This is a genomic window from Peptoniphilus sp. KCTC 25270 (assembly GCF_021012875.1).
In the GTDB taxonomy this organism is placed as follows: Bacteria; Bacillota; Clostridia; order Tissierellales; family Peptoniphilaceae; genus JAJMZJ01.
On the sequence record NZ_JAJMZJ010000004.1, the window covers coordinates 1 to 16847 of the forward strand.

At 33.6% G+C, this 16847-nt stretch carries 7 protein-coding genes; all 7 read right to left on the reverse strand.

Annotated elements, in window-relative coordinates:
- On the reverse strand, positions 1-3339 hold a 3339-nt coding region (locus LQU94_RS06855; RefSeq protein WP_230696962.1), incomplete at its 3' end, for an InlB B-repeat-containing protein.
- A 2020-nt stretch (positions 3340-5359) separates the two neighbouring features.
- Positions 5360-8692, reverse strand: coding sequence for a helicase-related protein (locus LQU94_RS06860; protein WP_230696963.1), 3333 nt, complete (start codon positions 8690-8692; stop codon positions 5360-5362).
- 2 nt (positions 8693-8694) lie between these two features.
- Positions 8695-10470 carry a sigma-70 family RNA polymerase sigma factor gene (locus tag LQU94_RS06865; RefSeq protein ID WP_230696964.1) on the reverse strand — a complete coding sequence of 592 codons (1776 nt, stop codon included), beginning with the start codon at positions 10468-10470 and terminating at the stop codon, positions 8695-8697.
- Positions 10471-10508: 38 nt separating this feature from the next.
- Positions 10509-12182 carry an N-6 DNA methylase gene (locus tag LQU94_RS06870; protein WP_370631508.1) on the reverse strand — a complete coding sequence of 558 codons (1674 nt, stop codon included), beginning with the start codon at positions 12180-12182 and terminating at the stop codon, positions 10509-10511.
- A gap of 282 nt (positions 12183-12464) precedes the next feature.
- Positions 12465-15341, reverse strand: coding sequence for a DEAD/DEAH box helicase family protein (locus LQU94_RS06875; protein ID WP_230696965.1), 2877 nt, complete (start codon positions 15339-15341; stop codon positions 12465-12467).
- 27 nt (positions 15342-15368) lie between these two features.
- A complete protein-coding gene (locus tag LQU94_RS06880; RefSeq protein ID WP_230696966.1) occupies positions 15369-16301 on the reverse strand; it encodes a DUF4268 domain-containing protein in 933 nt (310 codons plus the stop codon).
- Positions 16302-16312: 11 nt separating this feature from the next.
- Positions 16313-16828, reverse strand: coding sequence for a restriction endonuclease subunit S (locus LQU94_RS06885; protein WP_304622583.1), 516 nt, complete (start codon positions 16826-16828; stop codon positions 16313-16315).
- Positions 16829-16847 lie beyond the last annotated feature (19 nt).

The window sequence follows — 16847 nt, forward strand, 5'->3', positions numbered from 1 at the left end:
TGTTACGGTTACCGGAGTAATTTCATTACCTGCTACAACTTTTTGGTCATCAATTGCTGTGATGACTGGTGCGGTTGTATCTGGTTCACCCCAAACAGCATAAACTGTTTCGCCTGCTTTTAGAGTGTTCAAGTCAGTTACATCTGGTTCTATAGCATCAGATGTATTTGCCCAGCCTTTGAATTCTTTACCATCTAAAGTTGGGTTTGTTGGTGCATTTACACCGTCTGTTATATCATCTTTCTTTTCACTACTTCCATCTTCAAAAGTACCACCGTTTGCATTAAATGTTACTAATTGTTCTTCTGAATATACAGCGTAAACTACTATGTGAGTATCTACTGGTGTTGTTTCTGTAAATACTTCAGTGTCTTTTGTTAAATTATTAAACTTCTCAGCTGTTGTAATGGCTTCCGTTGCGCTTGTTTGTAACGCATCTAAACCTGCTTGAGTTACCCAGCCTAAGAATGTTTTTCCTGTTGGAGCTGCTGGGTCTTGTGCAAATGTATCTCCTGTAGATGTGTTTGCATTTTCTCCAGTAAAGCCGTTTACAGTATAACCATCTTCAGCGTAATACTTAACGTTGTCTGGAACAATTTTTACACCTGTTTCATCTGCTGCATTTAGTTGTCCTATTGTTGGATTAAATAGTACTCTAGTTTTTACTCTTGTATCTAACCAATTTGAAGGTAAAGCAGAACCATCAGAAGAGTTAAATATTAGACGCATATCTTTGTGAAGAGTAAGTGGACTTTCATTTGCGTTACTCACTGTTGTATTGAAGAATTGAGTTGTTGATGATAGAGGAATACTGTATGAGTAAGCAGAATAGTTAGTTCCATTTATTGTCAATTGTTGACTATTATCTTTAGTTATTTCACCACCATCGTTATATTCATTTCCTATAGCTTCTGCTCTTCCAATGATAACATCTCCAGTTGGAGGAATGTAGCGCATTCTAATTTTACCAGACTCATAATGAGAATATCCTCTAATAGCAGAGGTCTTTGTCATAAAGTTCTCATCTGTACCTGGAGCTACATTTGGATTTACATACCAATCATCTTGGCTAGCTGTATAGTCATTTGTATATACTTCTTGGAAAGGTACATACTTTGACTTACTAATTACTATTGAAGATAGAGAATCAGAATGATCTGTCCAAACCATTCCATTGTATTTTTCTGTAGACTTTGTTAATGGTTTGTATTTTACTGTAGAGGTTCTAACAGATCCATCTTTCATAGTTGTTACAGCTGTTATAGGAGCTCCTGGTTGTAGCTTGTCACGCATTAGATAAGCATATGCTCCAGTACCTGCTGCCGCCCTATTTTTCCATAAATATTCATCACCTGCTCCTGGAATATTACTTCTCCAAAATCCTATTGAAGATTTGTCTACTGTTATTGTCTTTGTTGTACCGTCGCTTAAGGTATAAGTTAAATCTGTTTTTTCAGAATCCCCTGTAAATACAACACTTAAATTACCTTGGCTTCCTGAAGTATATTCAAAGGTTGTTGAATCAGCCTTTTTTCCGTAATTGTCTATTTCAACAAAATAAACAGGTAAACTATTTCCAGTAACTGCATCTACGTGGTCTGCTGTATCTGGCATAATTACTTTAATAGATTCGCCAGCTTTTATTTGGGCCCCTTCTCTTAGATAAATATTGAAAATACCAGGAGTTACCTCTTCTATCTTATCAATTCCACCTAATCTTCCTACGCCTGCATTATCGATATAGTTTCCAACTTGTTTACGAAGTAATGCTTCTTCATTACCTACTTGTAGCATAATACCTCCACCTGCTGGTGTTTGGGTAGTATCTACAGTAAACATTTGTCCTGCTTTTATAGTAGCATCTTCATCATAGGAGTCTTCAAAGGCAGTCCATCCTGTTGGATTTGATTCTACCCAACCTGACATAACAGGATATCTTACTTGAGATGTTTCCCCTTCAGGTGTTGTAAAGGCATCTGCTAAAAGTTCTTTGTCCATATTAAAATCAATGGAAGTAAAGTTAGACCCACCTTCATAAATAGAACCATCCATCTGTCCAATTCTAACAACCTTCACTCCGTCTTTTTTGAAATTATCTTCTGCCAAAACAATATAGGCAGTCTTGCCGTCTGGAGTAACGTTAATCTCGTCTTTTTTAATTCCATACTCAACATATGGATAAGCTGAAGATCCTTTATATTCCGTTCTGTCAGCATTTAAAAGTCGGGTAAAAGCTACATTGCCAGATGCGTCCGCTTTTAAAAATTTAAGCATTTCTGCATCAAAGGCTTGAACATAACCAAATGGTTTACCTTTTCCATCTTTAGCAACAGGATCCATTGAATTTGCTTTGGCTAAAGACTTATGTTCCCACTGATAGGCTGTTCTAAGAATACCGATATTTGATGAGTCGTTGTATCTTTCAGGATTCGCTATAAATTCAGTTTGAAATGCTCTTTGCGCTACAATTAATTCATCTTTAGGTTTATTTCCTTTTTTAAATAAATTATCAACATTTGTCACTGTTGGGATGATTGTAGATCGAGTATAAGAAGAATAGTCCATACTAGATTTGCCTGGAGCAAAAGTATAAATATCTTTATAGTCACTAGTTGTTAATCTCATTTGAACCAACAGATTTCTTTGTGGCAAGTCATTTATAGTGATGCCTTCGTTTAAAACAAGATTAATAGGAATGTTATTCTTCATCGCAGTTCTAATACTAATTAAGTTTCTAATATTAAAACCTTTTGTGTTGGCCTGAGGAGATGATTCAAATAAAACCTTATTTGAACCATCTTGTTCTGAGCTACCATATGATTTATCAAAATCAATAAGTTTATATAACTCACTATCAAAATGGAACAAGGCTCTATGCCACACACCAGATACTACGGTAGATTTTTCCCTATAAACAAGTCTTAAATTTGTGCGTCCTTCTGCATCTATAAAGTAACCTTCATAGTCTACGTCGAAGATATCAATAGGGTCTGATAATGTTACTCTACGCAGCCTTTGAGCAGGACTTTGTCCTTCGTCTTGATAGAGACCCCAGTCATCATTTCCTGTACCTTCTTGTTCATCCCAGTTGTTTTCAGTAACAAGATTTTCTGGCATAGCATTATTAGCTGCATTAGCAGTTGCACCATCTGCCGCAGCAGTTGTTGTTATTGCTGTTGGTACCGCTGTTGCATAAGCTGTTATAGGCGTGGAAACCAACATGGTAAATCCTAATAAGCAGGATACGAAACCGATAGATAGACTACGCATTGCATATTTTGGATTTCTTTCTTTTGTGCGAGCTCTTTTTTGCTCCACAATTTGTTTTAATCTCTCCATAACTCACTCCTTTTGAATTACTCGCTATAGGCGAAATATTTTTCCGAAAAAATAACTTATTCTTCTTGGGGTTAGATAATTTTTTTATACTTCCTTAAATAAGTGTAGATTCGTTGTGAGTCTAATTATACTACCACCCCCCCTATTTTTCAACAAGAATTTCCCTATTTCCCAATATTTTCCAAGATTTTTCTATAAAATTAATTTTTTCATTCTTTCTATATAGTAATAGTTTTTATTCTCTCATTGTATACGCTTTATTGTGCTAAATTATATTTTTTTGTAACCAATTTTTGTTTATTTTTATTTTCGTCATTCTTTTAACTCTTTTTTCTTGTATTTTTATCCATTTTTTGGAAGTTTCTATTTTGTTTTTAGATTATGTTTTTTCTTTTTATGTATTCATTATTTTGTTGGAATTTTCCTATTTATAATGTGGGGCATAAAGTCTTTAAGAGGGCTTTTGGCGAGACAAATGTAAAAGGAATGTGAGATTTCTCCACTCGTAACTTCTTTACAAAAATTCCTCGGTCAAAATGACGTAATTGGCGAGGATAGACAAAAGGGAGGGCCTTTTCTTCCACGAAATACCCTCCCAACCACGTCATTTCGACTAAGAAAAAACGTCAGTTTTTTCCCACGGAGAAATCTCACCGGGGTGGGCGTACACCTGTGGGAAGGCCCTTGTAATAACAAACGGAAAAACATAACCCATTTGTATGAACCCGCCCTCCCGCGAATCCATACAATGCTTTTTCGCCAGAAAAAGCCACATCTAGAAAAGCGTTAGGGTAACAAGGATGGGGGGGTCCTAGGGGAGGGACATAGGGCGAATCGCAACGCCCTTGTCCCTGCCCCTAGAAAACGAAACACAAAAGAATGAGAAAGTGGGCGAAAGTCGCGAAGAAGGGAAGAATTAAAAATATCCCTTTTTTCTTTGAGGGAGCACCCTCCCAACCACGTCATTTCGACTAAGAAAACCGAAGGTTTTCGCATGGAGAAATCTCACCAGGGTGAGCGTCCACCTAGAACAAAGCCCTTGGAACGACAAACGTAAAAGGGATGTGAGATTTCTCCGCTCGCAATTTTTTACAAAAATTCCTCGGTCGAAATGACGTAAGTGGCGGGGAAAAATCCCATCGAAACTCCTTGGTCAAAATGGCGTAAGTGGCGGGGAAAAATCCTATCGAAACTCCTTGGTCAAAATGGCGTAAGTGGCGAGGAAAAATCCTATCGAAATTCTTCATTCAAAATGACGTAAGTGGATAAGGGAAAAGGGGTTTTTCTGATTCCTAAGTAACCGAAAACTTCATATACTTTCTCATTTCTTTGTTTCTTTACCCGGGGAGGGCGAAGGGAGTTGCGATTCTCCCTCATGCCCTCCCCGGGGCCCTCCCCTTACACCCTCAAAACGCGCGAAATGTACGCTTTTCTTCGAAAAGCATTTTATGGATTCGTGGCGGATTGACGTTTCTGTTGGGGTGAGGAAGAGAAAGTTACAATTGGTGAGGGAGCGTCCTCCCTTTTACGTCATTTCGACTAAGAAAAAACGCCAGTTTTCTCGCACGGAGAAATCTCACCAGGGTGAGCGTCCACCTAGAACAAAGCCTTTGGAACGACAAACGTAAAAAGCGTGTAAGATTTCTCCACTCCAAAATCCCTAACGGAATTTTTCCGGTCGAAATGGCGTAAGTGGCGGGGAAAAATCCCATCGAAACTCCTCATTCAAAATGACGTAACTGGAATGGAAAATCTCGCGTATTTTTCCACAAAAAAACACCTAGAAATTTCTAGGTGTTTTCGTGTTTTTTTATTCCCACTCTTCATTTTATATTATCAAATATGTGTGAAAGCCTTTAATTTAGGCATTGTTTGTCAGTTCATTTATGTACTGTTCACCTGATTTAAGTACATTTATAAATTATTTTGCCCGTTCCAGTTCCAGTTCCAGTTGAAAGAAAATAAATTAGTTTTCCATAGTGTATAATCTTTGCTAGTTTCAACTCCAGTATTATTTCTTCTAAGCATTCCTACTCTTATAAAGCTTTTCTTCAACCTCAGTTGGTATATAGCCTAAAAAATAATCCTCTATTTTATCCCAGAAAAAATCTGTGTATTTTAGAATCCTTTCTTGTGGGCTATTAGCTTCTATCTTGTAGGTAAATAGATATGTCAGCATCTCAACACTAATTTTATGTCTCAAATAAATATTACTTAATAAATTATTTTTATAATAATCACCTTTTTTAATAGCTTGCTCCATAGGTAGGATAGAGTTAATCCTTAAATATATCTGTGGGCTATTGCCATTTTCAACAGTATAACTTACCAAGCCAATAGCCTCAGCAAGACCTAGTACTATTGCATCATAATTAAATTGAGAACTAGTATTCCTTAAGTAAAACTTTATAAATTGTTCATCATCTTCATAGTATTGGTCCTTCTGCCTAAGATAGTTTTCAAAGCTTACTTCAAGGAAATCTATAAAAACATCATAACTATTTTGATATTTATACATAAGTTCATTGCCTTCCGCCCTTTCTCTAATAAATCTATAGTCTTTTATTTTTTGATACTCAAAGCAACTATTAATTAGGGCCTGTCCTATTGATCTAGCTTTAAACTTATCCTTAATTTTTAACTGTATAGCTAAATAGTGTCCTAATTCATTGGTAGTAAAATACTTGTCTAGTCTCTTTTTTTCTGCAGAAAAGTCTGAAAATGTTTTTATATATTTATTAAATGTACTAATTCCATCATTTACCTCATTCTCAGACATTTTAGCTATTGCTATACCTGTTGAATATGAAAGTTGAGAGAGTAGATTTCCATGTTTTAAAGCTTTACATTCATCTGATGTAAATAAGATTCTTTTAAAATTAGGAAAAGTATAATTTTTATAGTGGTCTTCCCAAAGATCTGATAAATTTACTGAATAAATACCATGAAAAATACTATTTTTTAAAGGATATTCAAGCTTTATATATTTCTTTATTGATGAAGACATTAATCTATTAGCTAAATCTTTCTTTGCCAATATCATTTCGTTTCCAAAGATGCTTCTTGGTCTTGCTACAAAAGGTGGATAACCAATGTTATTAGGGGATGAAAAATCTTTTTCAATCAACAATAGGGCTGTTTTTATCTTATTCTCCAAGCCATCCTTTTCCTGATTATCATCCATAAAAGCATATTTAAAATCTTCAGCCCTTACTAATAGATTACGGTTGAAGCCTTTCTCCTTGTAAAGTTGGACTATTTTTCCCATTACTTGTTGCAATTGGCTGTTCTTTATACTACTCATCCCATACAGTCTTTTTACTTCGTTAAAATCTCTAGGTAAAAAATCACAGTTTGCTACACCTTTCTTTACTAATGTCTTATCCCTAGCCACTCGTCCTATTTCTTGGATATAATCTGTTACACTTCCTGTAGGAGCATAATGATATACATGTTTTATATCCGGAATATCCACACCCATACCAAAAGCCTTTGTAGCCAAAACGAAAAGCATGTCACCATCCTTAAAGCTTTTTAGTACTTCATCTTTTTCTTCCTTTTCTAACATTCCATGATATTGACCGGTTTTTTCATATATCTCATTATTATTCTGCCTAATGAAGGATCCAAAGTCTCTTAAGGTTTTTATGGTGGGGAAGTATATTAATGACTTCTGCTTGTTTTTATAGGCAAGTTCTAAATGATCTAAGGCTAATTGATGCTTGGTTTTCCTATAATCTCTACTATTTCTGTCAAAGTCTTTATCAGTATCAGATAGGGAAGATATCATCATATAAATATCATCTCGTCTAACCTTTCCAAAGTAAGAAATTGGATTAATCATGTTTAAACTATCCCTAGTTTCTAAATACATATCTTCCCTGCCACCATAAATAGCAGTTGCTGTAAAAGTAACTATAGGAAAACGGTAGGCCTTACGTAATTTTTGTAGAAAAATCCCTAAATACCAATAATCCGCCCTAAAAGTCTTCCCCCAAGTTGTAACAATATGGGCTTCATCTATAATAAGTAAGCCTAGATACCTACTACCTATTAGGGTCTTAATATCATATCTTGCTTGTAGGGTTTCTGGAGATAAATATAATATTGAACATGTCCCATCTTCAACTTCTTCTAATATTTTTTCTCTTTCAAAAGGTAAGGTATTAGAGTTTATAGTTCTAGCAATATCAATTCCGGTCTTTTTTAAGGAGTTTACCTGGTCATTCATCAAGGCTATCAAAGGTGAAATAACTATTGTAAGAGGTTTTAAATCCTTATACTGTTCTGAGATATATATTGATGGTAGCTGGAACATTACAGACTTTCCAGAACCTGTAGATGAAGTAATAAAAATGTCTCTGTAGCTCTTTCCATCCAAGGCTAGCGAAGTTTGTCTTACTATATCATCAATTATTTGCGCTTGAGATATTTCCATCAATTCTCTTTCTCTACTTCTAACATCCCTATATATATCTAAGGTTCTAAAGGACTTATAACCCCAATATTCCTTCAATATAGATAAATACCCTGGAAGACTTTCTATGTCAGAGGCTTCCATGGTTTTCATAGCAAAGTAAAATTCTGTTTTACCTATAAATAGATTTCGTAATATTTCAGTTCTTTCCCTATACAAGTTAGGTAGGTCTGATAATTGAACCATGGTAATTATATATACTTTTTCTGGCAATTCACTACTAGATAGAAGGTCCATAGTTAAATCTAAAAATGCTGTTTCATCTTCTGAAAGCTCTAATAGCAATATATCTTCAGTCTTAGGCTGGACCTCACCCATCTTAACCTTATATGTATCATCTTCAATCTCGTATAGGTACATATATTCAACATCACCAGCCAAAGAATCATTATAGGTAATATAGTAGTTATCACTTTCATAGGAATATAATATATCACCATAAAACTCAACTATAGTTGAATATTCCAAAGCTTGTTCATCTTTAATCTCTTCCTCTACATTATAGAAATAAGTATCATAGACTCTTTTTATATTGTCAATAGTTCCATCATGGGGAAATTTCTTGTTGAAAATATTATTTTCAATTACTTTAATATCAAAATTATTTTTTATAGTTTCATATGATAAAATAAGTTCCTCATAGGTCATCCAATAAACTTGCTTGTCACTATTCATGACTTCAAAGGTAGAATATAATACTTGGCTTTTTAACTGCTCTAAGTCTATCTTGTTTACAATTATCTTATCCCATTGTGTAAAATATTTATTATCTAATTTTATTAGCTCAGAGTATGGAAAGCCTTTAAAGGCAACTATTGTTTTTTTACTTGATTCTTTTTCTATTGAACTTAAAAGCTTTTTAATTTTATCTATCATATCTATCCCTCACAGTAAACCTTAATTTTTTTAGTTCTTGATGGATGCCTTAGTTTTTTTAATGCTTTGCTTTCTATCTGTCTAACTCGCTCTCTTGTAAGATTGTATATCTCTCCTATTTCCTCTAAGGTCATAGGTTCTTGGCCATTTAATCCAAATCGTTTTATTATTACATCTTTACTTCTGCCATCTAATATATTCAATATTTCTTCCAAACTATTTCTTAAATCCATACTTGTAATTATTTCTTCTACACTATAGTCTTCATCGGCTATAAATTCTCCTAGTCTTGTATTTTCATCAATCCCTACAGGAGTATCTAGACTTACATTGTTCATAAAGGTATTTCTAATCATAACTAGTTCCATAACCTTTTCTTTTGATAGATCCAATTCTTTACTAATCCAATCATAGTCCACCTTGTTAAATTTTTCTTCAGACTTATATTCTAGTTTTCTTAAATTTGCTAATGAATCCCATCTATGAACAGGAATCCTGACTAATAGGCTACTATCATTTATTCCCCTTGTAATAGATTGCCTAATCCAGTATGTTGCATAGGTTGAAAATTCATTTTCCATTTCTAAGTCAAATCTTTCCACTGCTTTTAGTAAACCAATATATCCTAATTGATACATATCATCAAAATCCATGCTGGTGGTTTGATACCTAATAAATTTATTGGCCTCTTTGAGAATCAACCTCTCATTTGCTTTAATTAAAGTTTCTAAAGTATTCATATCATTATTTTTTTGAAAGTCTTCTATATAGGATTTGTTTTCCTTAAAATCTGGAACTTCTTTAGTCTTTTCTAATCTCTTTTTAAAATCATCAGATTCTAATACTTCTTCCAAATCAGGATTGAAAAATTCAGCCAAAAAGTTCAGTTCTTCATCTTTTTCATATACTTTTATATCTTCTTTCTTATCTTTACCTAATTCTTTCTCCTTGCCCATAATCCTATTTTCTAAATCAAGGCCTTGTCCAGTAGGTCCTTCTAATTCTTCGATTTTTTTGGATTTATTTTTCATATATTCAATAATCTGGCTACTATTTTTATTGGTTTTTAAAAAGTCTAAGATATTTTGACTTAATAGCATCTCTCCCAGTTGTTCAAACGAATAATAATCTTCTTCACTAGGATTTATAGACCTAGTCTCAAAAGTCAAATACTCCTCCGGAAAATCAAAGATAGAACCCATTTTATAAGTGTCTCCATCTGTAAGCAATATAAGTTTATTAAAATTGAAAAACATTGGAAATTCCTCGAAATCTGCCTCTAAGCCTATAAAAGCACTTTCAAAAGATAATTCATCTTTATCAATTACTTTTATAAGAATTAGAGGAAATCCATTGATTAAAAGTATAAAATCAAAAATCTTATTTCCCTTACCATTACTTATCCAGATATTTTTTAAATAAGTAAAACTATTTTTTTCGAAATCATTTTCGCTAGAGATTAATTGTATATCATTATCTTGCTCATTGCTTACCCAATTATATAAACCACCTTTTAACACAGATTGAAAGTAATTATTATTAGTTATTAAGTTTCCTTTCATCCCATTAACAAAGTTTCTTGTGTAGCTCCATGCCTCATTGGCATTCAAATCTGGGTTAGCAATCTTTATGGAATTTAAAACTGTATCAGCAATTGCTTTATAGGAAGGGTGATAAAAAGACATCTTTGCTACTTTACTGTATAATTCTCTGCTAAAACTATAGCCTAAGGTTACCAGCCATGACTCTATTTTATTTTTAAGATCTTTTTTCATCATCTCACCTTCCTTAAAAGTCAATTTATCTGTTATCTTTTTTACTCCCCTTTCAGAGTTTCCATCAATGCTTGAAAACTCTCCAATCCTGCTTCTATGTTTTCTATTATCTCGTTGGCCAAAATATCCGGATCTGGCAAGTTTTCTAAATCTGTTAGGCTATCATCCTTGAGCCAAAATATATCCAAACTTGTCTTATCTCTTTCAATGATTTCTTCATAGCTATATTTTCTCCATCTTCCTTCTGGATTTTCTTCTGACCATGTTTCCTGCCTGTCATGTCTATTGGATGGATTATAGCATTTAATAAAATCCTCTAAGTCCTCAAATTCCATAGGTTTCTTCTTCAACGTATGATGGACATTAGTTCTATAATCATAAAACCATATCTCTTTTGTCCAAGGATCCCTGGCTCCTGGCTTATTATCGAAAAAAAGTACATTGGCCTTAACACCTGGTCTATAAAATATACCTATTGGTAGTCTTAGTATGGTGTAGAGGTCAGTTGTTTTAAGAAGTTCTTTTCTAACTGTTTCTCCTGCTCCTCCCTCAAATAAAACATTATCTGGTAGAACTACTGCAGCCTGTCCATTTTCTTTTAATAATGTTCTTATATGTTGTAGAAAGTTTAATTGTTTATTTGATGTGGTTACCCAAAAGTCCTGTCTATTGTAGACCAAATCTTCCTTGACCTGCTCGCCTTCTTCATTGGTAATGGTCATAGATGATTTTTTCCCAAAGGGGGGATTAGCTAGAACATAATCATACCTATTACCCTCATCTGCGATTAAGGCATCTGCAGAGGAAATAAAAGTCTCACCGTCCATTTCTCCTATATTATGTAGAAACATATTCATCAAGCAAAGTCGTCTAGTATTGGCTACAATCTCGTTACCATGAAAGGTTTTATTCTTTAGAAACTCCTTCTCATCCCTATTTAAATCATGGCCTTGGCTAATATAGTCATAGGATGCCAAGAAAAATCCACCTGTCCCACAGGCTGGGTCCACTATGGTTTTAATGGGTTCAGGTTGAACACAGGTAACCATTGCCCTTATAAGGGCCCTAGGTGTAAAGTACTGTCCTGCTCCACTTTTAGTATCTTCTGCATTTTTTTCTAAAAGGCCTGCTGGCTCCCAATCATCTTCTTGTCTACATGCTTCTAGTTCTTCCTTAGACAGTAACTTGCCTTCAAAAGCCTTTTTCAAGATGCTTTGTCGTAAAGCTTCAGCTTTTTCAAGAGCTTCCTCTATATTAGCTTCTATATTTTCGCAAACTGAAAGACGGGATTCTATTTCTTTTATAATTTCTTCTTGTTCATCTATTGAAGGTAAAGGTATTGGTAGCATTCTTAAACCTCCTAATGCTATAAATTTTTGTGTAGTCCCCCTTATTAGTTCTTGATCTAGCATTATTTTTTCAACAAACCAACTTGATAAATAATAATATAAATATTTTGGATTTATTAAATCCTCATTCTTTTTGAATAATCCCACATTCTTTATACTAAAAAAGTTGTTTTCTTTAACAATTACTGGATTGCCAATTGTCCCTATCATCCCAAAAAGGATATCATTTTTCTCTACCTTAGATCTATTACTGATCTCTTTATGATCCGTCAGAGAAATGTAGTTTACGTTCCCAAAATCTATATTTCCTTTTTTTAATAAGATTTCTATGGTGTTTATCTTTGTAAGCCACTTGGCATTATTTATTAAATTATTCTAAAAAACTTTTTTACCCATTTTTGTTCCAGTTGATGGTTTTCAACCTCTGTAAGCATTGGTTTTATAAGCTTTTATCTTTTGTTTTAACTATTCCCACTCTTCATTTCTAAACGTTCATTACATTCAAAACCTTGATAATTAGGTCTTTTCTTCAGTTCATATTCGTTTTGTTCGCCTTAATTCGCCTTGTTTTCAAATTATTTTACCCATTCCAGTGCCAGTTCCAGTTGATAATAATTATAATCAATGTTCTTCATATTGATTATTAATCTAACTACTACCTAAGATTTTTAATTTCTTGACTCGCCCACTATTCCTAATAAAATAGTTTGCTGAAGAAAGAATTGTGCCATATTCTTCTTTCATCGGCTTAGAGATGCTTACACCTGGCTGAACGATATACACCGTTACATTCATTGGTTTATTTACTCGCATTAGCTCCTTAAAACTTGTAAAATCCCCTGTGATAAAAGTGCTATTTCTAGTATTACGATTTCTCTCGTCAATTTTATTTTGTAATTCTACCTTGTTCTTCAACCATTTTGTACATTTTACAGCTTGTTGTGCAACTTCATAAACATCCTCTAAATTTGAATTGAATCGCTTACCAGATCTTGATTTACAATGATATAAATTAATATTAATATGAGAAACATCTTCGTTGAAAGTAATAAAGTCCGCAACTTCTCCTGATCCATGATCATAAAAAATATGAGTACTACTCCCACTATCAACTAAATATTGCTTTAACCCTTCTTGAATAGAAATTTTACTAGAATCCTTGCTCTCACCGAATTCCAAATTTGTATCGACTGAAAGACTATCCCAATCAATTACCTCAACTCTAGTCATATCAAATTTTTCTAACTCAACATTTCCTTTGAGCACTTCATTTCCAGTATAAACTGTATCTCTCGTAGTCTTAAAGGTGATTGGATGTTCCGTAAAGTATTCTTCTAGCGAATATGTCTCCTTACCATCAAGACACATAAATATCGATTTTGATGATTTATATATACCTTGTATATTGCATTGCAATTGCTCTTCCTCACCAAATATCTTAACTTTGAAAGAAATGCTTAAATCAGAAACGCTCACCACTTCTAACTCAACATCGGTTATAAGAGCTTTTTCTTCTTGATTACTAGAAAAAATAATCCCAGGAGAACTAAAACAATCATCAGATAGGAATGCAAAAATTACATCACTTTCGAATTTAGTAATTCTTTCAGCCAATGGTAATTTATCATAGTTAGTATTTGTTCTCACTCTTAGTGAATTATTCGAGATTTTTAAACCTAATTTATCGCACAAACTTATGTATTCAGGAATATTCAAATAGATTTGACTCCAAATTTTGGAACCGGAACTATAACCAATTGTAATCTCCTCACCATTTTTTCTAGCTTTACAAAAAGCATGTCCAGCAGATAGCATTCTTCCTGTATTTTCATCTATCGATGACGCAGTATTAGAACCTGCATAGATGCGATATGACTCACCATTTTCAGTATATCTGTTTTGCATTCCAGTATTGAAAAATTCATAATTTTCTAATCCTGCAAGAACACGATGGATTTCATTGCGTGGGATTTTATCAAAACTACTTGAAAAGCACTCAGCAATTGATTCATAAGTTGCCTCTGTTTTAGAGTGTGCATAAATGAACAACAGTTTAGTTTGTTCCTGGTAGTGGACTATGTATAGACCTAGCTCTTTATTTATTGGCATTTCCCCATCGTACCAAAGTGGCACAGTATATATTTTAGAAATTCCTACAATAGTATTGTTTTCATAATTTTTGTATATTTCATCATCAATGCCTAACATTTCCGGTAAGGATGAGTTAATGTCAAAATCATTAACTTCGTATACTTTTGCGTGAAAATTAGGTCTAATATTAGCAATTGGTATAGCTTGGCCCTTCAAGTCTGGTTTAGTAAAATCATTTAATATAGATTGACTTTGATATTCACCTTCTATTGTTTCATCTGAAATATTCATAATCATTTCTTGCCAAGCGATATCACTAGAATATAACTTTTTATTTCCAATTCTAAGATTTTCATCTTTCATTGCAATAAATTTTGCAGAACCAATATTCTCAGCATTTGTTCTAGCAAATCTTCCTATGAATTGTAGTGTACTGGCTAAAGATTTCTGAGGCTCATGTACTGCGGCTATTTTTAAATTTGGAAAATCAAATCCTTCACCAAGCATATCAACACAAATAATACCGTCCAATTTCTTACTCTTCAAATCATTTAACGCTTGATTAACTGTTTTATAAGTCATTGAACTATCGATACGTTTTAATCTAAGTGAAGTTGACTCCTTATAGAGAATTTCTAATAATCTAGCCTTCTCTTTAGTGTCGGTTCTAACCATCATATAATGATCTAAGCCTATTTCCCTATCATTCAAGAAAACTCTCTCTGCTTCCAATGCTATTAGGCGATCCTTTTCTGGTGCTTCTTCGATTGGATGGAAAACTATTTCCCCAAAAATCCCATCACGATAAGCTTTATATAAAGGATAATTGTAAATTTGTTTGCCATTAATATCTTTTCTATCAAGCCTGAAGGGCGTTGCAGTAACAAACAAAGAAGAAATATTTGGCATATTAGTTAATATCGATTGCCAAGATGGCGCGGGAACATGGTGAGCTTCATCTATAATAATATAGTCAAAACTTTTACTTATATTTTCGCTAGAAATAGAAACAGCTACTTTATGTGTTGCAATCACAACATCAGCTTCCCTAATATCATCTAATTGATTGTCAGCATACAATTTCTTTGCTTCAAATATTCTAGGTGCAACAATTTCTTTTGAAAAAACACCTATTCTCTTTAGTGTTTTTAACTTACTATAATCATCATAAATTTGCCCCCTTACCAAAGCACTAGGAGTAACGATTAACACCTTACTCTTTCTTAAAATATACGGTGCCATCATCAAGACTGTAGTTTTTCCTGACCCTGTTGGCATTACAATCATTGAGTTCCCATTCTCTTCGAGCGTATCATTAGCGGCTATAGCATGTATTGCCCCTAACTGAGCATTCCTCAAGCCAAACTCTTCTTCCCCAGATATCGGGTATTTAATGAAATCATATAAAGCTGAAAAATAACTGATTTCTCTCACCTCCTTTTGCCTATTGCTCTATCCTCTTTACAAATAACCTTTAAATACATTTCTCATTAGAACAACTCTCTCAATAACTAGATTCATTAGTTCGGGGTAATTTCCTTGTTTATTGAAGTTCAAACCAGGGATGTATGACTTTATTCTAGATGCTTTCTTATCATCTAGCCTTTCCCAGTGCATATTAAAACCAAGTTTGTTTTCTATTTCTTCTTTATGCTCATACAGATTATCAAATAAATCTTTGCAATCTCTAACATAGAGCTCAACACCGATTGTTCCATCTTTATTTACCAGGGTAATGCTGATATGTGCGTCACTTGTACCAATTGCAACATCATACCAGTGGTCAGTGGTTGCTTTTCTTACATTGAATGGTTTGCCATTTTCAGTTACTACTCGGTTAAACTCTGTCCAGAAGTTAAGTCTTTCTGCTTGTGTTTTGGATAAATCTCCATCCTTTACACTTTTATTACTCTTAATAAAATCATTAGGTTTCTCAACTACTTTGAACATTGGTGCTGGAAGTGAATCCCCAATTCTATAAGCCTTAATCTCTAACAAGAAGAAAGAAATTTCTTTTGCCATGTTGTTATTCAACCATTCAATGGCACTTTTATGCTCTTCTCTTGCTTCTTTTACAATCCAAATAATCACATTGGCATCAAGTCCTGATGCATAAGTGATAATTTTTCCTAGGTGATCATGGTCGGTAGAATCTAATTGATTCTCTATAATAATCTTGATATCAGTCGTTTCATCAACAGCCACTAGATCACATCGATATGATCCAACATAAACTTCCTTGTCTATATCAGTTAAAGTAAGACCCACTGTTTCATTAAGCAATTCAATATTTTCCTCTTTCGCTAACCAATTAGAAAAGTTATATTGCTCATGTGCCCATAACTCTCTAATGTCTACTTCTTTTAGTCTTCCTAATGGAATATTTGAACTCATTTTTCACCTACTTATATTTCTCTGTAATAATCCAAAATCTTAAAACTTTGCTTAATCTCTTCAATCTGAATGTATTGTCTCATATAATCATAATCTGGGATGCCATCTTCTTTGACAGGCAACATGATTTTTTGTCTTTTCATACGTCCAGCATTAAATTTATATCCATAAGCATATTTTACCTTCTGCTGAAGAATGGCTTGTTTTAAGAATAAATAGGTATACCTATCTTCCTGTCTCTCATCTTGCCAATGGATTCGTTTAACATCATCTGAAAAAATTGCTTCATATGGATGATAAAAATTCTCTACAACAGAACCGTTATAGTTTACTCCTAAAACATTTCTATCTAAACTATTATTAGTGTTGCTAACAAATTCTGTAACACCATTATTACTATCCGAAGATCCAATAAAAGGTCTATTACCTTCTTCCTGATTAGCTTTTGTTAAACGTACACCTGAACCTATAGAAACAATATCCTCCATCCAAAATTCAGACCAAACTTTTTCATTGAGTGAACTCATCTGACTTTCTTTGAGTATC